Source organism: Thioalkalivibrio sp. ALJ4 (genome assembly GCF_000377225.1).
In the GTDB taxonomy this organism is placed as follows: domain Bacteria; phylum Pseudomonadota; class Gammaproteobacteria; order Ectothiorhodospirales; family Ectothiorhodospiraceae; genus Thioalkalivibrio.
Genome location: NZ_KB897917.1, coordinates 275,383 through 295,483, shown reverse-complemented (window position 1 = coordinate 295,483; position 20,101 = coordinate 275,383). Strand labels below are relative to the sequence as shown.

Here is a 20,101-nt window from a genome sequence, read left to right as displayed (position 1 = left end):
TGAATCAGGACTGGTTCGGGTCGACGAAGCCTTCCGGCTTTTCCGAGCCATCGCCGAACAGGAACTTTTCCATTTCCTCTTCCAGGAACTTGCGCGCCTTTGGGTCGACCGGGGTCAGGCGGTATTCGTTGATCAGCATGGTCTGGTGGCCGAGCCAGGCCTGCCAGGCCTCCTTGGACACGTTCAGGTAGATCTTCTTGCCCATCTCGCCGGGGTAGGGCGGAAAATCGAGCCCATCGGCCTCTTTACCGAGTTTCACGCAGTTAACGGTTCGTGCCATTGCCGGAATCCTTGTGTTCGTGCAGATAACGCTGGATGGGAGCCGGGATGCCGACCGCCCGTGATGTGCCGGGTTTATACCAAATCGCCCTGTCGCCTTCCATGATCCCACACGCGTTCGGCGGGAGCCGGTAGCAGTGGATGCGCAGATCGAGGTGGTAGTGACTGAAGGTGTGGCGCAACCCGTTGGTGTCTTGTGCCTCGGCCTGCGGCCACTGGCTGCGCACCCACTCGTCGAGTTCGGGCGCCGCGGCGGCCTCGGGGAGGCTGTACAGCCCGCCCCAGATGCCCTGTGCCGCGCGTTGTACCAGCAGGCTGCCCTGGACGGTTTGCAGGTGGGCGGCGTGGCGGATGCGCGTGGGCAGGTCCTTGCGTGGGCGCGGCGCGGGCAGGTCTCCGGTCCGGTCTTGCGCCAGGGCCTGGCAGTCGCCGGCTACGGGGCACTGGGGGCAGTCCGGGCGCGTGCGCGTACACAGGAGGGCGCCCAGGTCCATGATGGCCTGGGTGTAGTCGGCGCAGCGGGTGGTCGGGGTGCGTGCCTCCGCCTCGGCCCACAGTTCGCGCTGGACGCTCGGGCTGCCGGGCCAGCCTTCGACGGCCGCGTGGCGGGCGAGGACGCGCTTGGCGTTGCCGTCCAGGATGGGCTCCGGCCGGTCGTGGGCCTGGGCGATGATCGCGGCCGCCGTGGAGCGGCCGATGCCGGGGAGCTGTTCCAGGGCCTCGCGCGTATCCGGAAAGTCTCCGCCATGCTCGCTCACGATGTGCTGTGCGGCGCGATGCAGGTTGCGGGCGCGGGCGTAGTAGCCGAGGCCGGACCACAGATGCAGGACCGTGTCCTGGTCGGCGGCCGCGAGGGATTCGACGTTGGGGAAGTGTTCCATGAAGCGCAGGAAGTACGGGATCACCGTCTCCACGCGCGTCTGTTGCAGCATGATCTCGGAGACCCAGACGCGATAGGGCGTGCGAGGGTGCTGCCAGGGGAGGTCGCTGCGGCCGTGCCGGGCGAACCAGGCAAGCAGCCGTTCGGCAAAGGGTGTCATTGCGGGGGTGTCGAAATGAAGCGGCCGGCCTCGAAGGCCGGCCGCTTGAATGCCGAGTTCGCCGGCACGATTACCGCAGGCGCTCGCGCAGGCCGCGTTCCAGCTCGCGTCGAAGATCGCGTTCGCCGGACTCTTCCGTCTCGCCTTCGGCGTCGTCACTGCGATCGCCGTCGAGGCGCTGCATCAGGCGATCGCGCAGGCGCTCTTCTTCTTCGCCCAGGCGGTCGCGGACATCGTCCTCGAAGCGCTCGCGCAGGATGTCTTCCAGGTCGAGGCGAAAGCTGGGGTCGCCAAAGGTGCCCGAGATGCGGATCGGCAGGCGGATGCCGCTCAGGTCTTCCAGGGAGCGTCCGCCCTGGCCCTCGAGAGTGCCCACGATGGTGGTGTTCACGAGGTAGTCGAGGGTGTCGTCGGTGAGATCGGCGCTGCCCTCGCCGCGCACGCGCAGGAGCGGGGAGTTGGCCACCAGGTCGTCGTTGTGCACGACGCCATCGCGAATGTCGAAGGTGCCGGTCAGGTCGCTGAAGTCGGTCTGGTTGGGTTCGTCTTCTTCCAGCCGTTCACCGCGCAGGCGCGCCTCCGCTCGGCGGATCACCTGGGCGACGTTGATGCCACGAATGGCACCGTCGGAGAACTGCATGGAGCCGGAGCCGTTCAGCGCGCTGCGCAGCGCGTTGACGGTGTTTCCGCGAGTGGCGATATCGAGTTCCAGATCGCCGATGCCCATGAGCCGCGCGTCATCGCCCTGCATGTCTTCCAGCAGGGCGCCGATGTCCAGGTCGGCCAGGTCGGCCGCGAGTTCGTAGCGCGGGGTGTCTTCGCGTACGTCGACGCGCACGCGGCTGGTCAGCTGGCCTTCGTAGGCTTGCGCTTCCAGCGGGTCGATGCGCCAGTCGCCTTCGTTGGCGCGGATCTCCAGCTGGATGTTGCGCATCACCATACCCAGAGCGTCCAGGCGCTCCAGCGCCATCTCGCCGCGTACGTCGATCCCGCGCAGCAGCTCCACCGGAAGCTCGATGGCGATGTCGTCATCGTCGTCGCGTTCGCCATTGGAGGGGCCACCCTCGGTGCGGGCCTGTTCCACTTCGGGTGGCAGGTAGCGATCGAGGTTCAGCTCGTTGCCGCTCAGGTCGAAGTCGAACAGCGGACGCTCGCCACTGGTGTCCCACCGGGCGTTGCCGGTCAGCCGCGTATCGTCGATGGTCACCAGGAACGGGCTCAGCTCCAGTGACGTCAGGCTGCCGCGGGCCGAGAGGTCCAGCGCCACACGCTTGAGGGCGTCCGGGTCATTGGTTTTGGGCGGTTCGAGACCGATATCTTCCATCAGGTCCGGGACCGAGAAGGTGTTGCTGCGCAGTTCGCTGCGCACGGCCAGCTCTTCGCCGGCGCCCAGCCCGGTCAGCTCGGTGAAGCCCGTCAGGCGCACATCACCCACGCCAACGGTTACGCGCTCAAAGCGCATCTTGGTCTCGTCAGCGATTTCCAGCGCGACGTCGGTTTCCAGCGAGACGCCGATCGGGCGCGGCAGTCCGGCGCCTTCTACGCCAAAGTTCGCGTTCAGGCGGCGGATGGAATAGCGATTGCTCAAGAGGTCCAGATTCATCAGGCCCTCCAGGTTCATCGCGAATTCGACCGGCTCGTCCAGGTCACCACCCTCGGCGTTGACCACGGCCTCCATCTCCAGTGGTGTTTCCACCCCGGGGCGGAAGCGACCGACCTCGAGGCGGAAGGGATCCAGCGTGGCCTGCAGTCCAGTCATGCGGTCGTCCCAGTGCACCCGGGTGTTGGTCAGGGTTACACCGGCGATGCCGATGCGCTCCATGGCCAGACGCGATTCGGTGGCGGTGCGTTCCTCGCCGTTGTCGCCGGTGACGGCCTCGTCGCGGGCATCCTCGGCACGTTCGGTCAGGTCGTCCCAGTTGGTGCGCCCGTCTTCGTCGCGCGCCAGGTTCAGGCGCACGCCATCCCCCTCGATGTGCCGCACGTCCAGCTCGCGCCGAAGCAGCGGCATCACCGCCACGGAGACATCGACGACATCCAGCTCGGCGAACGGGTCGTCGCCAAAGCCCTCGGCATTGCCGAAGCGAACCTCTTCCAGGCGCAGGCCGAGGTTGGGGAAGAAGGTCAGGCCGATCGGGCCTTCCAGGGTCAGTTCGCGACCGGTGGCATCGCGGACTTCAGCCTCGATGCGCTCCTTGTAGTCGTTGGCGTCGAAGGTCGCGACCAGGTACACGGCGACAATCACGGCCAGCAGCAACAGGATCGCGATCAGGGCCAGCAGGCGCTTGATCCATTTCATCGGGGTTCTCCTTGCGTCGTGTCCGCACGCCAGGTGCCGCTGCGGCCGCCACGCTTCTCCAGCAGGCGCACGCCATCGATCACCATGCCGCGGTCCACGGCCTTGCACATGTCATACACCGTCAGCAGCGCGGTGGAGACCGCGGTCAGGGCCTCCATCTCCACGCCCGTCCTGGCGTGGACCTCGCAGGTCGCCTGCACACGGACGGCGGTACTCTCGATATCCAGTTCCAGGGCCACCCGCGTCAGACCGATTGGGTGGCACAGCGGGATCAGGTCACCGGTACGCTTGGCTCCCATGATACCCGCGACACGAGCGATCCCCAGAACGTCCCCCTTGGCATGGCGGCCTTCGCGGATACGCTGCAGGGTCTCCGGCTGCATGTGGATGCGGCCTTCGGCAATCGCCACCCGGTGGGTGATCGACTTGTCGCCGACATCGACCATGTGCGCATGGCCTTCGGCATCGAAGTGAGTGAAATCGTTCATCGTCGCTATAATGCTTGACTTGAACCCGTGATGACAGGGGCCCGCATGACCGTAACTGTTCACTACTTTGCACGCCTGCGCGAGGAAATGGGGCGCGCCGACGAGCAGGCCGAGCTGCCCACCGAATCGATCTCGGTGGGGGATCTCTGGCGGCACCTGCATGGCGATGCCCCGCCGGAACGCCTGATGGTGGCGGTCAACCAGGAACAGGCTGCACTGGATACGGTTGTGCGCGATGGTGACGAGGTCGCCTATTTCCCGCCGGTGACCGGGGGCTGAGGTGGCCGTCGAGCTCTACAGCGAAGACTTCGACCCCTGGGCGCTGGTGGCCCGTGCCGAGCGGGATATCCCGGCCGAGGCGCGCGGGGCGGCCAGCGTGTTTGTCGGGCGCATGCGTGACTTCAACGAAGACGACACTGTGACCGGGCTGTTCCTGGAGCACTATCCCGGCATGACCGAGCGCGAACTGGAGCGCATCGTCGCCGAGGCCGAGTCGCGCTGGCCGCTGCTGGGCTGTCTGGTCGCGCATCGCGTAGGGGACGTGCGGCCGGGCGATGCCCTGGTGCTCGTGGCCACCTGGTCCGCGCACCGGATCGCCGCGCGCGATGCCTGCTCCGACATCCTGGAGCGTCTCAAGCACGAGGCCCCGTTCTGGAAGCGCGAACGCCTCGCCGACGGCAGCGACCGCTGGGTCGAGAAAAACACCCCCGGCTTCTGATCCTTCCACCCCCGGAGGCTGTCTGAAAGCCCCGGTCATCCCGGCCGCAGCGAAGCGGAGAGCCGCGATCTCCTGCACAAGGCTGACATCAGGCCCCGAGATCCCGGATAACCGCTGCGCGGTTTCCGGGATGACGACATGGGGGGGCGGCGAGGTGGACGAAGCTCTGTGGGAGCCTGCTTGCAGGCGAAGCCCCTGCCAAAGCCGGAAGGGCAGCTCTAGCGCAGCGTCAGATAGAGCGTCTGATTGCCGCGGCGAAGCTGCAGCTCCAGTGCCTGGTGCGGCGATAGCTGGCGCGGCAGATCGGACAGGTGCTCGACGCGCTGGCGGTTGACCGCCAGCAGCACGTCGCCGGGGCGAATCCCCGCTCGGGCGCCCGGGGTGCCCGCCTCCACGTCGATGATGACGACACGGCTGCGACTGGCACCGGGCGGTGTGTGTTCCGCCAGGCGCACGCCCTCCAGCCGTGGATGGATCGCAGCGCCCTCGGCCTGGCGGATCTCGGGGCGTTCCAGGCGCGTGGTCAGGGTGCGCTCGCGCCCGTCGCGCAGGACCAGCATCTCCACCTCGCTCCCCACCCGCAGCAGACCCAGGCGGTTGCGCAGGTCCGCGGCATTGCGCACGGCTTTTCCGTCGATGGTCAGCACCACGTCGCCGGCCTCGATCCCGGCACGGCTCGCGGCGGAGTCCGGTTGTACGTCGGTAATGACCGCGCCCTGGGTAACGTCGAGATCGAAGGCCTGCGCCAGCGCCGGCGTCAGGTCCTGGATGCCGACGCCCAGTGCGCCGCGCTCGACGCGGCCCTCGGCGACCAGCAGATCCTGGATCTGGCGCGCCATGTTGGTCGGGATCGCGAACCCGATGCCGATGTTGCCGCCGCCGCGCGCCAGAATGGCGGTGTTGATGCCGACCAGTTCCCCGCGCAGGTTCACCAGCGCCCCGCCCGAGTTGCCCGGGTTGATGGAGGCATCGGTCTGGATGAAGTCCTCGAACCCGGAGCCGCCGAGTCCGCTGCGCCCCAGCGCGGAGACGATGCCGCTGGTCACCGTCTGGCCGAGGCCGAACGGGTTGCCGATCGCGACGACAAAGTCGCCGACGCGCAGGGCATCGGAATCCGCCAGTGGGATCGCGCGCAGGTTTTCCGCGTCGATGCGGATCACGGCGACGTCGGTTGCCGGGTCGGTACCAACCACCTCCGCCTCGTACTGGCGCCCGTCGTACAGGGTCACCAGGATCTCGTCCGCGCGCGCGATCACATGGCTGTTGGTCAGGATGGTGCCTTCGGTCGCATCCACAATCACGCCAGACCCGAGCCCCTGACGCTCGCGTTCGCGCTGGCGCTCGGGCAGGTCGAAGAAACGGCGGAAGAACGGGTCGTCGAACAGCGGATTGACGGATTCCACCACGCGGGCGCGGGTGGCGATATTGACGACCCCGGGGATGGTGCGCTCCAGCATCGGGGCCAGAGAGGGCAGGGGCTGGCCGTCGACCTCGGCGGGGAGTTGTGCCAGCGCCGGGCCGGCCCAGGCGAGGGTCGACAGCAGAATCAGGAAAGAGACCAGCCGACGCATGCGCGCTCCTTGTGTCCGTGCACTACGTGTCCGTGAACTACGGTGTCAGCCCTGCGCGCGGGGCAAACGAGGACTGTTCCGCCATCTTGCGGTACCAGTCGCCGGCCTCGTCCTCGGGTGGGGCCTGGATCATCAGCTTCAGGTACAGGTCGCCGGGCGGTTTGCCCGGCAGGCCCTTGCCCTTCAGACGCATCTGCTTGCCGGACTGCGAACCCGCCGGGATCTTCAGGTTGACCCAGCCGTGCGGTGTGGGGACCTCGATGGTGGCGCCCAGTGCGGCCTCCCAGGGGGTGATCGGGATGTCGCGGGAGAGGTTGCGGCCCTCGACGCGGTAGCGGCTGTCGGGCTTGATGCGAATCTCCAGCAGCAGATCGCCAGAGCCGCCGGTGCCCACGCCCGGGTCGCCCTGGCCGCGCACGCGCAGGCGCGAGCCGTCCTTGGCACCGGCCGGGATACGCACGCGCTGCACGCGCCCGTCGGCATCGTTGACGGAGATCTCCGTGCCCTTAAGGGCCTGATCGAGCGTGATCTCGACCTTACCCTCGCGGTCGGCACCACGCATGTTGAAGCCGCCCGCACCGCGGCGACGGCCCGCGCCACCCATCCCGGCGCCGCCGAAGATGGACTCGAAGAAGTCGGAAAAGCCGCCGAAATCGGCTCCGCCTCCGGCGCCACGGTGCTGGGCCCAGCCGTCCCATCCAGGCGGCGGACGAAAATCCTGCCCCTGGCGCCAGTTGGAGCCGAGCTGGTCGTAGGCCTTGCGCTTTTCCGGGTCGCCCAGGGCCTCGTAGGCCTCGTTGACCTCCTTGATTCGGGTCTCGGCATCCGGGGCCTTGCTGACGTCCGGGTGATACTTGCGCGCCAGCTTGCGGTACGCCTTCTTGATGGCGTCCTGGCTGGCGTCGCGGCTGACGCCGAGGATCTTGTAGTAGTCCTTGTATTCCATTGCACTCCCAGAGTTGCCTCTGTCCGATCCCCGGGGGACACCCGGATCCCTTGGTGGTTGTCGGCCCGTATCCGATCTTTCCCATGATAGCCGGGATTCGGCTGTCACCCGTGCATCGGCTTCATGAAACGGGTGGCGATGATCCTGTTGCCGCCATCAAAAAACGAGGCGCCGCCCGCTTGCGCCGGCAGCGCCCGAATTCCGGCAGCCGTGACGGCTGCCGGCAGGGTTGGTGCCGGATCAGCCCGTGATCTCGATCCGGCGTGGCTGTACGCGTGCCTGTTTCGGAATACGAACCTCCAGCACCCCGTTTTCGGAGCGCGCGGAGATGTTTTCGGCATCCGCGGTGTCCGGCAGCGAGAAGCGGCGGAAGAAGGTGCCGCGCACCCGCTCGATCCGCTTGTAGCCGTTCTTTTCCTCTTCGCTTTCGTGCTTGCGCTCGCCGCGCAGGGTCAGCACGCCGTTCTCCATGTGGAGTTCAATGTCCTTCGGGTCGACGCCGGGGATGTCGGCGTGCAGCACGTAGGCATCGGTCTCTTCGCGGATATCCACGGCAGGCGCCCAGTCGGACGTCGCGGCGGAGTCGTCCGTGCCGGGCATATCCGGCATGCGGCCGAGTTCGCGCGACAGCTGACCCAGCAGGCTCCACGGTTCGTAACGCATCATTGTCATGGCTTTACCCTCCTCTTCCGGGTGTCAACTCTGACTCACCCATGGAGATAGGGGCCGCTGGGGAAATTTCAAGGGGTGGGAAAGGGGGCTGCGGCGCGCTGTCAGGGCCGTGTGAGGCGGCGGAAATCCAGCAGGCGATGCTGGTCGTCGGTGACCAACTCGAACACGCCATAGACGCCGCGCTGGTCGAGGTGCTGACGCAGCAGCCGGGCGGGAAACTGCACGCTGATGCCGCCTTCCGACTCGGCGTAGACGACCGCCGCGCGCCCGGTGTAGTAGTCCTCCATCTCGTGGCGCGAGATGGACAGGTGCACGCGGTAGCGATGCATTAAGGAAACACCGATTATTCGAGGTTCTGTACCTGCTCGCGCATCTGCTCGATCAGGACCTTCATCTCGACGGTTGCGCGGGTGATCTCCAGGTCATGCGACTTGGAGGCGAGGGTATTCGTCTCGCGGTTGAACTCCTGCATCAGGAAATCCAGGCGCCGCCCGCTGGGGCCGTCCTTGTCCAGGATCTCGCGCACCGCCTTCACGTGGCCGTCGATGCGATCCAGCTCCTCGGCGATATCCAGGCGTTGTGCCAGTAGCGCCACCTCCTGCTCCAGCCGCTTCGGGTCCAGGCTCAGGTCTAGCTCGTTGATGCGGCTCAGGGTGCGTTCGCGCTGTTCGACCAGCATCGGCTCGCGCCGCTCGCGGATGAGCACGACATGCTCGGCCAGGGCCTCCAGGCGATCGCGCAGGCCGTTGACCAGTTCCTGGCCCTCGGCCTCGCGCATCGCCACCAGGGCGTCGATCGCGCTGTCGAGCTCGGCAAGAATGGGGCCGGCGAGGCGGTCGGTGTCGATTTTCGCCCCCTCCAGCACCCCGGGCCAGGCGAGGATATCCAGCGGCGACACGCTGGCATCGTGTTTCATCATGTCGGCGACGGATTCGGTCGCCTCGATCAGCGACTGCACACGGTCCACGTCGAATGCGGTGGGCGAGCCGCCCGACTGGCCGCGATCGCGCAGCACCACATCGACCTTGCCCCGACTCAGCCGTTTCTTGAGGCGATTGCGCACCTCGGGCTCCAGCGCCCGCAGGGCCTCCGGCAGGTGGATGCGCAACTCGAGATAGCGATGGTTGACGCTCTTCAGTTCCCAGTCGTAAACGCCCTGGTCCAGCGTCATCGGCTGCCGGGCGAAGCCGGTCATGCTCGCGATCATAAGGTCCCCTGTTGATAGCCCTGCGCGTGGTAACAGCCCGGTGCGCGTGTGATTTGCTGGCGTCTTCGGCCGCCTTTGCCCCAGATCCGCCGCGGGCGCGCTCATGTGAGAGCCTCTCCCGTCTCCCGTATACTGCGCGCCACTCCAATCTAGCAAGGATCAAGCATGCGACCCAGTGGCCGACAAGCCGACGAGATGCGCCCGGTGCGTTTTACCCGCCATTTCACCCGGCACGCGGAGGGTTCCGTGCTGGTGGAGTTCGGCGACACCCGGGTGCTGTGCAACGCGACCATCGAGTCGCGCGTGCCGCCGTGGCTGAAGAACAAGGGTCGCGGCTGGGTGACGGCGGAGTACAGCATGCTGCCACGCTCGACGCACGACCGCATGGCGCGCGAGGCCGCGCGCGGCAAGCTGGGCGGACGCACCATGGAGATCCAGCGTCTGATCGGCCGCTCCCTGCGCGCCGTGGTTGACCTGGAGGCCCTGGGCGAGCGCCAGATCATCGTCGACTGCGATGTCATCCAGGCTGACGGCGGGACCCGTACCGCCTCGATCAGCGGTGCCTATGTCGCCCTGCGCGACGCGATCCGCAAGGCGCGCGAGCAGGGCATGATCCGCAAGGACCCGCTGCACGGGCACCTGGCGGCGATCTCGGTGGGCATCTTCAACGGTGCGCCGGTCCTCGACCTGGATTACGACGAGGACTCCCAGGCCGAGACCGACCTGAACCTGGTGATGAACGAGGCCGGCGGCGTGATCGAGATCCAGGGGACGGCCGAGGGCCATGCCTTCCGCCGCGACGAGCTGAACCAGATGCTGGATCTGGGCGAGAAGGGCATCCAGCAGATCGTCGAGGCCCAGCGGGCGGCGCTGGCCAAGGGAGACACTGATTGATGGACACGTTCGCGTTGGCGCCCCATGTTTCCCGAGACCAGGCGCGGCGCGCAGTCGGTAGTGGTGCTACCGGCAAGCGGCGCAACGCAGGATCGGGGAACATGGGGTGCCAACCCCACAAATTCTTGACGGACGGGGCTCGGCCGATTTTGCCCGCTGACTGCGTTGCGGCTCGCTTATGTAGCTCGGCTACACGTCGCTCACCACGCCTTGTCAGCACGCAAAATCGACTCGAGCGCGAACGTGTCCATCAGTCAGTGTCTCCCTGGGGCTGAGTCATGGACCCGTCCCGTCGCGTCGTCCTCGCCACCGGCAACCCCGGCAAGCTGCGCGAGATCCGGGCCCTGCTGGAGCCGCTGGGGCTGGCGATCGAGCCGCAGTCGGAGCACGCGGTGCCCGAGGCCGACGAGACCGGGCTGACCTTTGTCGAGAACGCGATCCTCAAGGCGCGCAACGCCGCGCAGCATACCGGCCTGCCCGCGATCGCCGATGACTCGGGCCTGGAGGTCGACGCCCTGCGCGGCCAGCCGGGCATCTACTCCGCGCGTTATGCGGGGCCGGAGGCGGACGATGCCGCGAACAACGCCAAGCTGCTGGAGGCGCTGGCGGGTGTCCCCGAGGCCCAGCGAGCCGCGCGGTTTCGCGCAGTCGTCGTGTTTCTGGAACATGCCGAGGACCCTTCGCCGCTGATCGCCGAAGGGGTCTGGCCGGGCCGCATCGTCGAGCAGCCCAGCGGTGCCAACGGCTTCGGCTACGACCCGCTGTTCTTTGTGCCCGAGGAGGGCTGCACCTCGGCCGAGCTGCCCCCGGAGGCCAAGAATCGCCTGAGCCATCGCGGCCAGGCCCTGGCCAAACTGGTGGCACAACTGCGGGAACGTGCCGATCACTGAGCCGGCGCCTATGCTCGCGGGATGAGCGTATTCGCCACCCCGTTGCCCCTGGCTTTGTATGTGCACCTGCCCTGGTGCGTGCGCAAGTGCCCGTACTGCGACTTCAACTCCCATGAGCCGCGGGGCGAGGCCCCGTTCGACGCGTATGTCGAGGCGCTGATGCGCGACCTCGAGTCGCAGCTCCCGGATGTCTGGGGGCGGCGCGTGGACAGCGTGTTCATCGGCGGCGGGACCCCCAGTCTGTTCCCGCCCGAGGCAATGGCGGACCTGCTCTCCGGTCTGCGTGCGCGGCTGCCCCTGCGCCCGGATGCCGAGATCACGCTGGAGGCCAACCCCGGAACCGCAGATCGCGCATACTTCCATGGCTACCGCGAGGCCGGGGTCAACCGGCTGTCGCTGGGTATCCAGAGCTTCGACGACGCCATGCTCGAGCGACTGGGGCGCATCCACGGCGGGGCCGAGGCCCATGCCGCGGTCGAGCATGCCCGCGGCGCCGGGTTCGACAACATCAACCTGGATCTGATGTTCGGCCTGCCGCAGCAGTCTGTCGAGGCTGGGCTGTCGGACCTCCAGGCCGCGGTCGATCAGGGACCCGAGCACATCTCCTGGTATCAGCTGACCCTGGAGCCCAACACCTATTTCGCAGCCCGGCCCCCGGTATTGCCACCGGATTCCACGATCGAGGAATTGTTCACACAAGGACAATGTGTGCTGGCTGCGGCTGGCTATACTCGATACGAGGTTTCCGCGTACGCCACGAGGGGGCGGGAATGCCGGCACAACCGCAACTACTGGACGTTCGGCGACTACCTCGGCATCGGGGCCGGGGCCCATGGCAAGCTGACACTGCCGTCCCAGGGGCGGGTGTTGCGGCGGACCAAGCCGCGCCAGCCCGCGGCCTACCTGGAGACGCCCGACCTGCACCGCGACCAGGCGGTCCCCGAGGCCGAGCTGCCGTTCGAGTTCATGCTCAACGCGTTGCGTCTGGTGGAGGGAGTGCCCGCGCATTGCTTCGAGGAGCGCTGCGGCCTGGACCTGACTACGCTGGAACCGGCGCTGGGCACGCTACGGGCAGAGGGTCTGCTGGTGTCCGATCCGCAGCGCCTGCAGCCGACCGAACGTGGCCTGGCCTTTCTCAATGACATTCTGGAGCGGTTTTTGCCGGAAGACATGGCGGGTGTGACAGCCGGGGCCCGGGTCATAGCGGGCCCGGAGGAGGTGCGGTGATGCGACCGGTGGAGTTTGTCGGCTTTACCTGCCCCTGGTGTGGCGAACCGGGCGAGACGACGGTGGACATGGTCAGTGCGGACCAGGAATGGATCGAGGACTGCGCCGTGTGCTGCGCCCCCATCGTGTTTCGGCGCGTCGAGTCCCCGGACGCCGAGATCCCGCAGGTGGAGGCCATTCGGGAGGGGGGATGAGTGTGACCCCGCCGTACACGCCGATTGCCTGCGAGCGCTACTCCGAACTGGAACTGGCGATCCTGCGCGGGCAACACCTGCGCACCCACTGGCGCCGGGGCGAAATGGATCGGATTGCGGTGGTGCGGCCGCTGGATCTGCGCACGCGGCGCGGGGCCGAGTATCTGATCCTGCGTGACGCCGAGGGTCGGCGCCAGTGGTGGCGGCTGGACCGTCTGGTCAGCTTCGAGCCGGTGCCCGGCTGATACGCCGTCCTTGCACGGCGAGCGCCTGGCCCGCCCCTGGAGATCGCTGCGCTGGCGCTCGCGATGACGGGAGGCGGGCGCGGGGCCCGCTTCGCGTCAGCTGCGCTTCATCTGGTCGAAGAACTCGGAGTTGGTCTTCGAGGACTGCATGCGACCGAGCAGGAATTCCATCGCCTCGATATCGTCCATCCCGTGCAGGAACTTGCGCAGGATCCAGAGCTTTTGCAGCTCGTCCGGCGCGGTCAGCAGTTCTTCGCGGCGGGTGCCGGAGCGGTTCACGTTGATCGCCGGGTAGATGCGCTTCTCGGCGATGCGGCGCTCCAGGTGCACTTCCATGTTGCCGGTGCCCTTGAACTCCTCGTAGATCACCTCGTCCATCTTCGAGCCGGTCTCGACCAGCGCGGTGGCGAGGATGGTCAGGCTGCCGCCTTCCTCCACGTTGCGCGCGGCACCGAAGAAGCGCTTCGGACGGTGCAGGGCGTTGGCGTCCACGCCACCGGTCAGCACCTTGCCGGAGCTGGGGGCGACGGTGTTGTAGGCGCGCGCCAGGCGGGTAATGGAGTCCAGCAGGATCACCACGTCGCGCTTGTGCTCGACCAGGCGCTTGGCCTTCTCGATCACCATCTCGGCGACCTGCACATGGCGCTGGGCCGGTTCGTCGAAGGTCGACGAGACCACTTCGCCCTGGACCATGCGGTCCATCTCGGTGACTTCCTCCGGGCGCTCGTCGATCAGCAGCACGATCAGGTAGCACTCGGGGTAGTTGGTCGCGATGCTCTGGGCGATGTTCTGCAGCATCAGCGTCTTGCCCGCCTTGGGCGGGGAGACGATCAGGCCACGCTGGCCCTTGCCGAACGGCGCCACGATGTCGATGACGCGGGCGGTGATGTCCTCGGTGGAGCCGTTGCCGCGCTCCATGCGCATGCGCTTGGAGGGGTGCAGCGGCGTGAGGTTCTCGAACAGCACCTTGTGCCGGGCATTCTCCGGTGGTTCGAAGTTGATCTCCGAGACCTTCAGCAGCGCGAAGTAGCGCTCGTTGTCCTTGGGCGGGCGGATCTTGCCGGCGATGGTGTCGCCGGTACGCAGCCCGAAGCGTCGAATCTGGCTGGGGGAGACGTACACGTCGTCCGGCCCGGCCTGATAGGAGCTGTCGGCGCTGCGCAGGAATCCGAAGCCGTCGGAGAGGATCTCCAGGACTCCGTCACCGTAGATGGCTTCACCGCTTTTGGCATGGGCCTTCAGCAGGGCAAAGATGATCTCCTGCTTGCGGGCGCGGGACATGTTGTCGATGCCTTTTTCTTCTGCAAAGGCGACGAGATCGGCAGCGGACATCCGCTTCAGTTCGGTCAGGTTCATTCGTGGGGTGCTGTGTTCAACGTGGATGATCGGCGACCGGGGATGGCCGCTCGGCTTGCCTTGGATTGAGTATCGGGGGCAGGTTGCGGTCTGGCGACCGCCTGAACTGAACCGATGGTAAGCGACGCGCCCGCTTGGGGCAAGGCCTGGTGGCGTCGTTTTTTTGGTACTGCAACCCCGGGGCCGCATGCGACCCCGGGGTATGCCGGATCAGAGGTGCTGGTCCAGGAAAGCGGTCAGCTGCGACTTGGACAATGCGCCGACCTTGGTGGCTTCGACATCGCCATTCTTGAATAGCATCAGCGTCGGGATCCCGCGAATGCCGTACTTCGGCGGCGTGGACGGGTTCTCGTCGATGTTCAGCTTGGCGACTTTGACCTTGCCGGCGTATTCTTCGGCGATTTCATCCAGAATGGGGGCGATCATCTTGCAGGGCCCGCACCACTCGGCCCAGTAGTCCACCAGGACTGGCTGATCCGCCTTCAGGACGTCTTCGTCGAAACCGGCGTCTGACGTGTACACAATTTTGTCGCTCACTCCGAGCCCTCATCACTTGGGTTGGGGGAACAGCCCGCAACGCCGGCTGCACGGCTCTTACTATCGACGATGATCGCCAGACAGTTCAAGTAATAGAGGATTCACATGACCGATCCCGCGCAGGAAACGCCCCGCTTCGACCAGCTCGATCTGCCCGAGGCCGTACAGGCGGGCATCCGCGCCACCGGTTTCGAGACCTGCACGCCGATCCAGGCGCTGACCCTGCCCATTGCGCTGGCCGGGCGGGATGTCGCCGGGCAGGCGCAGACCGGTACGGGCAAGACCGCGGCCTTTCTGATCGCCACCTTCAACCGTCTGCTGCGCCAGGCGCCCGCGCCGGATCGCCGGGCGACCGATGTGCGCGCCCTGATCGTCGCCCCGACGCGTGAACTCGCCATCCAGATCCACAAGGATGCCGAGATGCTGGGGCGCGAAACCGGGCTCAAGCTGGCGCTGGCCTATGGTGGTACCGGTTACGACAGCCAGCGCGAGCAGCTGGAGGCCGGGGCCGACATCCTGATTGGTACGCCGGGCCGGATCATCGACTACTTCAAGCAGAAGGTGTTCGGGCTCGGGCACACCGAGGTGGTGGTGCTGGACGAGGCCGATCGCATGTTCGATCTCGGTTTCATCAAGGACGTGCGTTTCCTGATGCGTCGCTGCGCGCCGGCCAGCGAGCGGCTGTCCATGCTGTTCTCGGCCACGCTGTCGCTGCGTGTGATGGAGCTGGCCTACGAGCACATGAGCAACCCGGAAAAGGTCCAGGTCGAGGCCGAGACCCTGACCGCGGATCGCGTGCGCCAGGTGATCTACTACCCGGCGAACGAGGAAAAAATCCCGCTGCTGCTGGGGCTGGCGCGCGATCTCAAGCCGGAGCGGGCCATTGTGTTCGTGAACACCAAGCACGGGGCCGAGAAGGTCTGCGACTGGCTGAACGTGAACGGGCAGAAGGCCGCGCTGCTCTCGGGTGATGTGCCGCAGAACAAGCGCTCGAGCCTGCTGGAGCGCTTCACCGCAGGCGAGTACGCCTTTCTGGTGGCGACCGATGTCGCGGCGCGCGGACTGCACATCCCGGCCGTGACCCACGTGTTCAACTTCGATCTGCCGCAGTCGGGCGAGGACTACGTGCACCGCATCGGGCGCACGGCACGTGCCGGGGCCGAGGGCGACGCCATCAGCTTCGGTTGCGAGGACTCCGCGTTCTACCTGCCGGACATCGAGTCCTATCTCGGCGAACGGATCCCCACGGAGACCGTGGACCCCGCAGCCCTGTTCAGCGACCCGGTGCGCCCCAAGCCGCGCCCGCGCAAGCCGCGCGACGACCGGCGCGGCGGTGGTGGACGTGGCGGTGCGCGCGGATCGGGTAAACCGTCGGGCGGCGGCGGGCACCGCCATCGCAGCGGGGGCGGCAAGCCAAAAGGCTCCTGAGCCGTTCTGCGAACAGGCGCAAGAGGGAGCAGGGAGGGGGAAATGGTGCCGACGGCAGGAGTCGAACCTGCGACCTATCGATTACGAATCGATTGCTCTACCAACTGAGCTACGTCGGCGAAGCGCGCCATAATAGCGGGGGTGGGGCTCGACAACAATCCCGCGCGACCGGCGGCGCGGGTTCCGGATCAGGCCGTGCGCTCGCTGACCCGAATAATCACGTCCACACCCAGCAGCTCTTTGCCTTCCGGCAGCGGGGGCAGGTGCGAGATATCGACCCGTGCGGGATCGACGTCTTCCAGCTCGCCGGTGTCGGTGTGGAACAGGTGGTGGTGCGGATTCAGGTTGGAGTCGTAGAAAAGCTTGGTCGGGTCGATCACGACCTCGCGCACCAAGCCCTTCTCTGCGAACAGCTTGAGCGTGTTGTAGACCGTGGCCTTGGAGACGCGCGACGAATGCTGCACCAGGCGGCCGAGGATTTGTTCGGCGCTCAGGTGCTGATGACGCGCGAACATTACGCGTGCAATCTCCACGCGCTGCTCCGTCGGAGAGATCGTGTGTTCGCGCAGCAACGCGCGGGCGTCGTCGACGTCCAGCAGATTCGGATTGTCAGATGTAGCAGACATATTCCGGACAATATAACAGCTGCTGGATCGCGTCCAGATCACGTCAGTCCGATGGGGGTCCGGAGGCGCAAGCCTCTGATAGAATGGAGCGGGTGATGGGAATCGAACCCACATTAAGAGCTTGGGAAGCTCCCGTTCTACCATTGAACTACACCCGCTTGAGTCGGCGATTGTAGGTCTTGTTGGCCTCCGGCTCAACGGCAAATTGACCAGTCGAAGAACTATGCAGATTCAGCTGAACGGCGAACCCTTCGAACTCCCCGAAGATGGCGAGGCCACCCTGGCTGCGCTGATCGAGGCGCGTGGCCTGGGCGGTCGCCGCCTGGCAGTGGAGGTCAACGAGGAGCTGGTACCGCGCAGCGAGCACGCCGCGCACCCGTTGCATCCCGGCGATCGCGTGGAGATCGTGCAGGCGATTGGGGGCGGTTGAGTCCGAGTCGCCGTCCGTAACTACTTTCAACGAAGGAATCACCATGACCGAATCGGCCGCCGCGTCTGCCGACGACCTCTTCCGCGTGGGTTCACGCGAGTTCACCTCCCGTCTGCTGGTGGGCACAGGCAAGTACCGCGATCTCGATCAGACCCGTGATGCCATTGAGGCCAGCGGGGCGGAGATCGTCACGGTCGCGATCCGCCGCACCAACATCGGCCAGAACCCGGACGAGCCCAACCTGCTGGACGTGATCTCGCCGGAGCGCTACACGCTGCTGCCGAACACGGCCGGCTGCTTTACCGCCGATGACGCGATCCGTACCTGCCGCCTGGCGCGCGAGCTGCTGGACGGGCACAACCTGGTGAAGCTGGAGGTCCTGGGCGACGAGAAGACCTTGTACCCGGATGTCTTCGAGACCGTGAAGGCCGCCGAGACCCTGGTCGCCGAGGGCTTCGATGTGATGGTCTACACCACCGACGATCCGCTGCTGGCGAAGCGCCTGGAAGAGATCGGCTGTCTGGCGATCATGCCGCTGGCCGCCCCGATCGGCTCCGGGCTGGGTATCCAGAACCGCTACAACATCCGCGAGATCGTCGAAAACGCCAACGTTCCGGTGCTGGTCGATGCCGGCGTCGGCACGGCCTCGGATGCCGCAATCGCGATGGAGCTGGGCTGCGACGGGGTGCTGATGAATACCGCCATCGCGGCTGCCGAGGACCCGGTTATGATGGCCTCGGCCATGCGTCACGCGATCATCGCCGGGCGTCAGGCCTACCGTGCCGGGCGCATGGCGCCGCGCCGCTACGCATCGGCCTCCTCGCCGCAGACCGGCCTGTTCTTCAGCTGAGCATGAGTGAGTCTGCTGATTCTGCCTCCGAGGACAAGCCCTTTTACCGGCGTATCCGCAGTTTCGTGCGCCGCGAGGGGCGGCTGACGCCGGGCCAGCAGCGTGCGCTGGACGAGCTGTTGCCGCGCTTCGGGCTCGCGCTGCCGGAGCCCGCGGCACCGCTGGACCTGGCGGCCGTCTTCGGCCGCGAGGCGCCGGTCACGCTGGAGATCGGCTTTGGCGACGGCGAGAGCCTGGCCGAGCAGGCCGCGCAGAACCCGGGGCGCGATTACATCGGCACCGAGGTTCATCGCCCGGGCGTGGGTCACCTGCTGCGCGAGGTGGAGCAGCGCGGTCTGACCAACGTGCGCGTCTCCGACCACGACGCCGTGGAACTGCTGGAGCACTACATCGCGCCGGCGGCCCTGGACGGGGTTCAGGTGTATTTCCCCGATCCCTGGCACAAGAAGCGCCACCACAAGCGCCGCTTGATCCAGCCACCGTTCGTGCGCCTGCTGGCCTCGCGTATGCGCCCGGGCGGGCGGCTGCACCTGGCGACCGACTGGGCCGAATACGCCGAGCACATGATGGCGGTACTGGAAGAGTGCGCGCCGTGGTTTGAACCGGATGGCCCGGTGCCGGCCCCGGGGCGTCCGCCGGAACGCCCGGTGACCAAGTTCGAGCGGCGCGGCGAGCGGCGCGGCCACGCGGTGGCCGATCTCCTCTACAGGCGCACCGACGCCGAGGCCTGACGGGCCTCAGGCCTCGCCCATCCACCAGGCGCTGACCGCGCCGGCCAGGCTCATCAGGGCGAGCACGAAAATCGCGACCTCGGTGCCCGCGAGCTGGGCCAGCAGTCCGAACAGCCCGCCCACGAGCAGCAGCGCGCCGATCACGGTATTGCTGACGGCGGTGAACGCGGCGCGGGTCTTCTCGGTGGCCATGTCCACCAGATAGGTCTTGCGCCCCAGCCGCACGCCGGCATGGCTGACCCCCAGCAGGAAGAACAGCAGCGCGTAGACGACCCCGCCCGGCACCAGCGCCGAGTCGGTATCCACCGGCGCGAACCAGACACCCAGGGCGACCAGGATGCCGAGCCCTGCGGCCAGCAGGCCCGAGAGAATCAGTACCCAGCGGGAGGAACGATCGGACAGGCGTCCCCAGACCGGGGCGCTGACCGCCGAGGCCAGCCCGCTGGCCAGGATCAGCAGCCCCAGCGTGCCCAGATCCCCCGAGGTCGCATCTTCGGCCAGCAGCACATAGAACGGCAGCGCCAGGGCCGTGCTCATCAGCAGCGCGCGGGTGAACACGAAGTGCCCGAACGCGCGGTCGGTCCACAGCAGGCGTACCGAGGACAGCGCCTGGGTGATCGCGTTGCCGCCGCCCTCGGTGGAGCCCGGGGCCTCGTGCAGGCGCGTAAAGGTCGCGGCCGCCACCCACCAGGCGCCGGCGGAGGCGGCCAACAGGGCGACGAATATGCCAATACCGGCATCCTCGAGGTTCGCCAGGGTCAGATAGACCCCCAGCCCCAGCGTGAAGAAGCCGGCCAGCGAGGCGGCATAGCCCATCACGGTGCCGCGGCGCTGCTTGGCAATCGTCTTGCCGAGCACGTCCTTCGAGGCCACCGAATTGATCCCGCGCGCCAGCGCGAACACGGTCAGCAGCCCGAGGATCGCCCAGCCCGCCGCCGCGCCCTCCAGGGTCAGGGCGACGATCGCCATCCCGGCGACCGCCAGCCCGGAGAGGACCGAGCCCAGGATCCAGAACCCCTTGCGGATGGCGCGGCGGCGAATGGAGGCGGCGACGAACAGCTGCGGGAGCAGCGACCCCGATTCGCGGATCGGGACGAGGAAGCCGGCAAACGCGGCCGGGGCGCCTAGTGCCCCCAGCAGCCAGGCCAGCACCAGCCGCGCCGAGGCCAGCTCGTCGCCAATCTTGCTCAGCGTGTTGGAGACCAGGTGGACGAAGAAATTGACCGGCTGCGCGCGGCAGGCATCCTCCGGGATGTCCTTGCAGACGCGCGCGTCCTCTTCCCCGGCGATGGTCTCGTACAGGTGCAGGATCGGACGCGGCAGCTTTTCCGAATCAGTCTCGGCCATCGGTATCCCTGGTTACGAGGAGATCCCCCCGCGCTGTCATTGCGAGGAGCGAAGCGACGAATCCATCGATTCTCGAAACAACCGGCCCCGCGGCCCTGCCATCGTCAGGAGGCTGCCTCGTCACCT

At 67.0% G+C, this 20,101-nt stretch carries 24 protein-coding genes and 2 tRNA genes; 11 read left to right on the top strand and 15 right to left on the bottom strand.

From position 1 onward, the window contains the following. Window positions 1-4: 4 nt before the first annotated feature. The 4 genes from C936_RS0101485 to moaC form a co-directional block, all read right to left on the bottom strand. Window positions 5-280, bottom strand: coding sequence for an oxidative damage protection protein (locus tag C936_RS0101485; protein WP_012983847.1), 276 nt, complete (start codon window positions 278-280; stop codon window positions 5-7). Beyond that, the gene (gene mutY, locus C936_RS0101480; protein WP_018649119.1) at window positions 264-1,319 is read right to left on the bottom strand and encodes an A/G-specific adenine glycosylase; all 1,056 of its coding nucleotides are present in this window, start codon (window positions 1,317-1,319) and stop codon (window positions 264-266) included. Before mutY ends, C936_RS0101485 begins: the two co-directional genes overlap by 17 nt. Before the next feature lie 70 nt (window positions 1,320-1,389). Next, complete coding sequence (locus tag C936_RS0101475) at window positions 1,390-3,618, bottom strand: AsmA family protein (protein ID WP_018649118.1); 2,229 nt, start codon at window positions 3,616-3,618, stop codon at window positions 1,390-1,392. Next, complete coding sequence (gene moaC / locus C936_RS0101470) at window positions 3,615-4,106, bottom strand: cyclic pyranopterin monophosphate synthase MoaC (RefSeq protein WP_018139471.1); 492 nt, start codon at window positions 4,104-4,106, stop codon at window positions 3,615-3,617. Before moaC ends, C936_RS0101475 begins: the two co-directional genes overlap by 4 nt. A 45-nt stretch (window positions 4,107-4,151) precedes the next feature. Between moaC and moaD the strand changes: the two genes are divergently transcribed. Next, window positions 4,152-4,385 carry a molybdopterin converting factor subunit 1 gene (gene moaD, locus C936_RS0101465; protein WP_018139470.1) on the top strand — a complete coding sequence of 78 codons (234 nt, stop codon included), beginning with the start codon at window positions 4,152-4,154 and terminating at the stop codon, window positions 4,383-4,385. A gap of 1 nt (window position 4,386) precedes the next feature. Continuing rightward, the gene (locus tag C936_RS0101460) at window positions 4,387-4,824 is read left to right on the top strand and encodes a molybdenum cofactor biosynthesis protein MoaE (protein ID WP_012983842.1); all 438 of its coding nucleotides are present in this window, start codon (window positions 4,387-4,389) and stop codon (window positions 4,822-4,824) included. Between the two features lie 218 nt (window positions 4,825-5,042). Here the strand turns inward: C936_RS0101460 and C936_RS0101455 are convergent, their stop codons facing one another. The 5 genes from C936_RS0101455 to C936_RS0101435 all read right to left on the bottom strand — a co-directional run bounded on the left by C936_RS0101455 (window position 5,043) and on the right by C936_RS0101435 (window position 9,220). Continuing rightward, a complete protein-coding gene (locus tag C936_RS0101455) occupies window positions 5,043-6,395 on the bottom strand; it encodes a DegQ family serine endoprotease (RefSeq protein ID WP_018649117.1) in 1,353 nt (450 codons plus the stop codon). 37 nt (window positions 6,396-6,432) lie between these two features. Further along, the gene (locus tag C936_RS0101450) at window positions 6,433-7,341 is read right to left on the bottom strand and encodes a DnaJ C-terminal domain-containing protein (protein ID WP_018649116.1); all 909 of its coding nucleotides are present in this window, start codon (window positions 7,339-7,341) and stop codon (window positions 6,433-6,435) included. 240 nt (window positions 7,342-7,581) lie between these two features. Further along, the gene (locus tag C936_RS0101445; protein ID WP_012983839.1) at window positions 7,582-8,013 is read right to left on the bottom strand and encodes an Hsp20/alpha crystallin family protein; all 432 of its coding nucleotides are present in this window, start codon (window positions 8,011-8,013) and stop codon (window positions 7,582-7,584) included. 101 nt (window positions 8,014-8,114) lie between these two features. Beyond that, window positions 8,115-8,342: a DUF2835 family protein gene (locus C936_RS0101440; protein ID WP_012983838.1), complete on the bottom strand. Its 228-nt coding sequence runs from the start codon at window positions 8,340-8,342 to the stop codon at window positions 8,115-8,117. 14 nt (window positions 8,343-8,356) lie between these two features. After that, window positions 8,357-9,220: a YicC/YloC family endoribonuclease gene (locus tag C936_RS0101435; protein WP_018649115.1), complete on the bottom strand. Its 864-nt coding sequence runs from the start codon at window positions 9,218-9,220 to the stop codon at window positions 8,357-8,359. A gap of 165 nt (window positions 9,221-9,385) precedes the next feature. On the opposite strand from C936_RS0101435, the gene rph reads away from it, so the two are divergent. The 5 genes from rph (at window position 9,386) to C936_RS0101410 (ending at window position 12,670) form a co-directional block, all read left to right on the top strand. Continuing rightward, window positions 9,386-10,114: a ribonuclease PH gene (gene rph / locus C936_RS0101430; protein WP_012983836.1), complete on the top strand. Its 729-nt coding sequence runs from the start codon at window positions 9,386-9,388 to the stop codon at window positions 10,112-10,114. Window positions 10,115-10,392: 278 nt separating this feature from the next. Beyond that, window positions 10,393-11,004, top strand: a complete 612-nt coding sequence (gene rdgB, locus C936_RS0101425; protein ID WP_018649114.1) for an RdgB/HAM1 family non-canonical purine NTP pyrophosphatase — start codon at window positions 10,393-10,395, stop codon at window positions 11,002-11,004. A gap of 21 nt (window positions 11,005-11,025) precedes the next feature. Continuing rightward, window positions 11,026-12,231: a radical SAM family heme chaperone HemW gene (gene hemW, locus C936_RS0101420; protein ID WP_018174974.1), complete on the top strand. Its 1,206-nt coding sequence runs from the start codon at window positions 11,026-11,028 to the stop codon at window positions 12,229-12,231. Continuing rightward, entirely contained in the window at window positions 12,231-12,425 is a 195-nt protein-coding gene (locus C936_RS0101415) for a CPXCG motif-containing cysteine-rich protein (protein WP_018174973.1), read from the top strand. The genes hemW and C936_RS0101415 overlap by 1 nt, the downstream gene beginning before the upstream one ends. After that, the gene (locus C936_RS0101410; protein ID WP_018174972.1) at window positions 12,422-12,670 is read left to right on the top strand and encodes a transcriptional antiterminator, Rof; all 249 of its coding nucleotides are present in this window, start codon (window positions 12,422-12,424) and stop codon (window positions 12,668-12,670) included. The genes C936_RS0101415 and C936_RS0101410 overlap by 4 nt, the downstream gene beginning before the upstream one ends. A gap of 96 nt (window positions 12,671-12,766) precedes the next feature. Here the strand turns inward: C936_RS0101410 and rho are convergent, their stop codons facing one another. Further along, a complete protein-coding gene (gene rho, locus C936_RS0101405; protein WP_012983831.1) occupies window positions 12,767-14,026 on the bottom strand; it encodes a transcription termination factor Rho in 1,260 nt (419 codons plus the stop codon). Between the two features lie 210 nt (window positions 14,027-14,236). Continuing rightward, a complete protein-coding gene (gene trxA, locus C936_RS0101400; RefSeq protein WP_012983830.1) occupies window positions 14,237-14,563 on the bottom strand; it encodes a thioredoxin TrxA in 327 nt (108 codons plus the stop codon). Window positions 14,564-14,668: 105 nt separating this feature from the next. Here trxA and C936_RS0101395 point away from each other — a divergent pair, with 105 nt between their 5' ends. Continuing rightward, on the top strand, window positions 14,669-15,991 hold the full coding sequence (locus tag C936_RS0101395; RefSeq protein ID WP_012983829.1) for a DEAD/DEAH box helicase: 1,323 nt from the start codon (window positions 14,669-14,671) through the stop codon (window positions 15,989-15,991). A gap of 43 nt (window positions 15,992-16,034) precedes the next feature. Here C936_RS0101395 and C936_RS0101390 read toward each other — a convergent pair. From C936_RS0101390 to C936_RS0101380, 3 genes are all read right to left on the bottom strand, one after another. Further along, window positions 16,035-16,110: transfer RNA gene (locus C936_RS0101390), tRNA-Thr, on the bottom strand. Between the two features lie 69 nt (window positions 16,111-16,179). Continuing rightward, window positions 16,180-16,617: a Fur family transcriptional regulator gene (locus C936_RS0101385; protein ID WP_012983828.1), complete on the bottom strand. Its 438-nt coding sequence runs from the start codon at window positions 16,615-16,617 to the stop codon at window positions 16,180-16,182. 84 nt (window positions 16,618-16,701) lie between these two features. Then, window positions 16,702-16,775: transfer RNA gene (locus C936_RS0101380), tRNA-Gly, on the bottom strand. Window positions 16,776-16,840: 65 nt separating this feature from the next. Between C936_RS0101380 and thiS the strand changes: the two genes are divergently transcribed. The 3 genes from thiS to trmB are packed head-to-tail and all read left to right on the top strand — an operon-like array spanning window position 16,841 to window position 18,628. Next, window positions 16,841-17,047: a sulfur carrier protein ThiS gene (gene thiS / locus C936_RS0101375; protein ID WP_012983827.1), complete on the top strand. Its 207-nt coding sequence runs from the start codon at window positions 16,841-16,843 to the stop codon at window positions 17,045-17,047. A gap of 43 nt (window positions 17,048-17,090) precedes the next feature. Continuing rightward, entirely contained in the window at window positions 17,091-17,897 is an 807-nt protein-coding gene (locus C936_RS0101370) for a thiazole synthase (protein WP_012983826.1), read from the top strand. A gap of 2 nt (window positions 17,898-17,899) precedes the next feature. Beyond that, on the top strand, window positions 17,900-18,628 hold the full coding sequence (gene trmB / locus C936_RS0101365) for a tRNA (guanosine(46)-N7)-methyltransferase TrmB (RefSeq protein WP_012983825.1): 729 nt from the start codon (window positions 17,900-17,902) through the stop codon (window positions 18,626-18,628). Window positions 18,629-18,634: 6 nt separating this feature from the next. Here the strand turns inward: trmB and C936_RS0101360 are convergent, their stop codons facing one another. Beyond that, the gene (locus tag C936_RS0101360; RefSeq protein WP_018649113.1) at window positions 18,635-19,975 is read right to left on the bottom strand and encodes an MFS transporter; all 1,341 of its coding nucleotides are present in this window, start codon (window positions 19,973-19,975) and stop codon (window positions 18,635-18,637) included. Between the last annotated feature and the right edge of the window lie 126 nt (window positions 19,976-20,101).

Excerpts from the sequence above, each read along its gene's own strand:
- hemW (WP_018174974.1), top strand. The coding sequence starts at position 11,026 with ATGAGCGTATTCGCCACCCCGTTGCCCCTGGCTTTGTATGTGCACCTG.
- C936_RS0101385 (WP_012983828.1), bottom strand. The coding sequence starts at position 16,617 with ATGTCTGCTACATCTGACAATCCGAATCTGCTGGACGTCGACGACGCC.
- C936_RS0101445 (WP_012983839.1), bottom strand. The coding sequence starts at position 8,013 with ATGACAATGATGCGTTACGAACCGTGGAGCCTGCTGGGTCAGCTGTCG.
- C936_RS0101440 (WP_012983838.1), bottom strand. The coding sequence starts at position 8,342 with ATGCATCGCTACCGCGTGCACCTGTCCATCTCGCGCCACGAGATGGAG.
- C936_RS0101410 (WP_018174972.1), top strand. The coding sequence starts at position 12,422 with ATGAGTGTGACCCCGCCGTACACGCCGATTGCCTGCGAGCGCTACTCC.
- C936_RS0101475 (WP_018649118.1), bottom strand. The coding sequence starts at position 3,618 with ATGAAATGGATCAAGCGCCTGCTGGCCCTGATCGCGATCCTGTTGCTG.
- C936_RS0101450 (WP_018649116.1), bottom strand. The coding sequence starts at position 7,341 with ATGGAATACAAGGACTACTACAAGATCCTCGGCGTCAGCCGCGACGCC.
- rdgB (WP_018649114.1), top strand. The coding sequence starts at position 10,393 with ATGGACCCGTCCCGTCGCGTCGTCCTCGCCACCGGCAACCCCGGCAAG.
- moaC (WP_018139471.1), bottom strand. The coding sequence starts at position 4,106 with ATGAACGATTTCACTCACTTCGATGCCGAAGGCCATGCGCACATGGTC.
- C936_RS0101360 (WP_018649113.1), bottom strand. The coding sequence starts at position 19,975 with ATGGCCGAGACTGATTCGGAAAAGCTGCCGCGTCCGATCCTGCACCTG.
- rph (WP_012983836.1), top strand. The coding sequence starts at position 9,386 with ATGCGACCCAGTGGCCGACAAGCCGACGAGATGCGCCCGGTGCGTTTT.
- trmB (WP_012983825.1), top strand. The coding sequence starts at position 17,900 with ATGAGTGAGTCTGCTGATTCTGCCTCCGAGGACAAGCCCTTTTACCGG.
- thiS (WP_012983827.1), top strand. The coding sequence starts at position 16,841 with ATGCAGATTCAGCTGAACGGCGAACCCTTCGAACTCCCCGAAGATGGC.
- C936_RS0101395 (WP_012983829.1), top strand. The coding sequence starts at position 14,669 with ATGACCGATCCCGCGCAGGAAACGCCCCGCTTCGACCAGCTCGATCTG.
- C936_RS0101485 (WP_012983847.1), bottom strand. The coding sequence starts at position 280 with ATGGCACGAACCGTTAACTGCGTGAAACTCGGTAAAGAGGCCGATGGG.
- C936_RS0101415 (WP_018174973.1), top strand. The coding sequence starts at position 12,231 with ATGCGACCGGTGGAGTTTGTCGGCTTTACCTGCCCCTGGTGTGGCGAA.
- mutY (WP_018649119.1), bottom strand. The coding sequence starts at position 1,319 with ATGACACCCTTTGCCGAACGGCTGCTTGCCTGGTTCGCCCGGCACGGC.
- C936_RS0101455 (WP_018649117.1), bottom strand. The coding sequence starts at position 6,395 with ATGCGTCGGCTGGTCTCTTTCCTGATTCTGCTGTCGACCCTCGCCTGG.
- moaD (WP_018139470.1), top strand. The coding sequence starts at position 4,152 with ATGACCGTAACTGTTCACTACTTTGCACGCCTGCGCGAGGAAATGGGG.
- rho (WP_012983831.1), bottom strand. The coding sequence starts at position 14,026 with ATGAACCTGACCGAACTGAAGCGGATGTCCGCTGCCGATCTCGTCGCC.
- C936_RS0101370 (WP_012983826.1), top strand. The coding sequence starts at position 17,091 with ATGACCGAATCGGCCGCCGCGTCTGCCGACGACCTCTTCCGCGTGGGT.
- C936_RS0101435 (WP_018649115.1), bottom strand. The coding sequence starts at position 9,220 with ATGATCGCGAGCATGACCGGCTTCGCCCGGCAGCCGATGACGCTGGAC.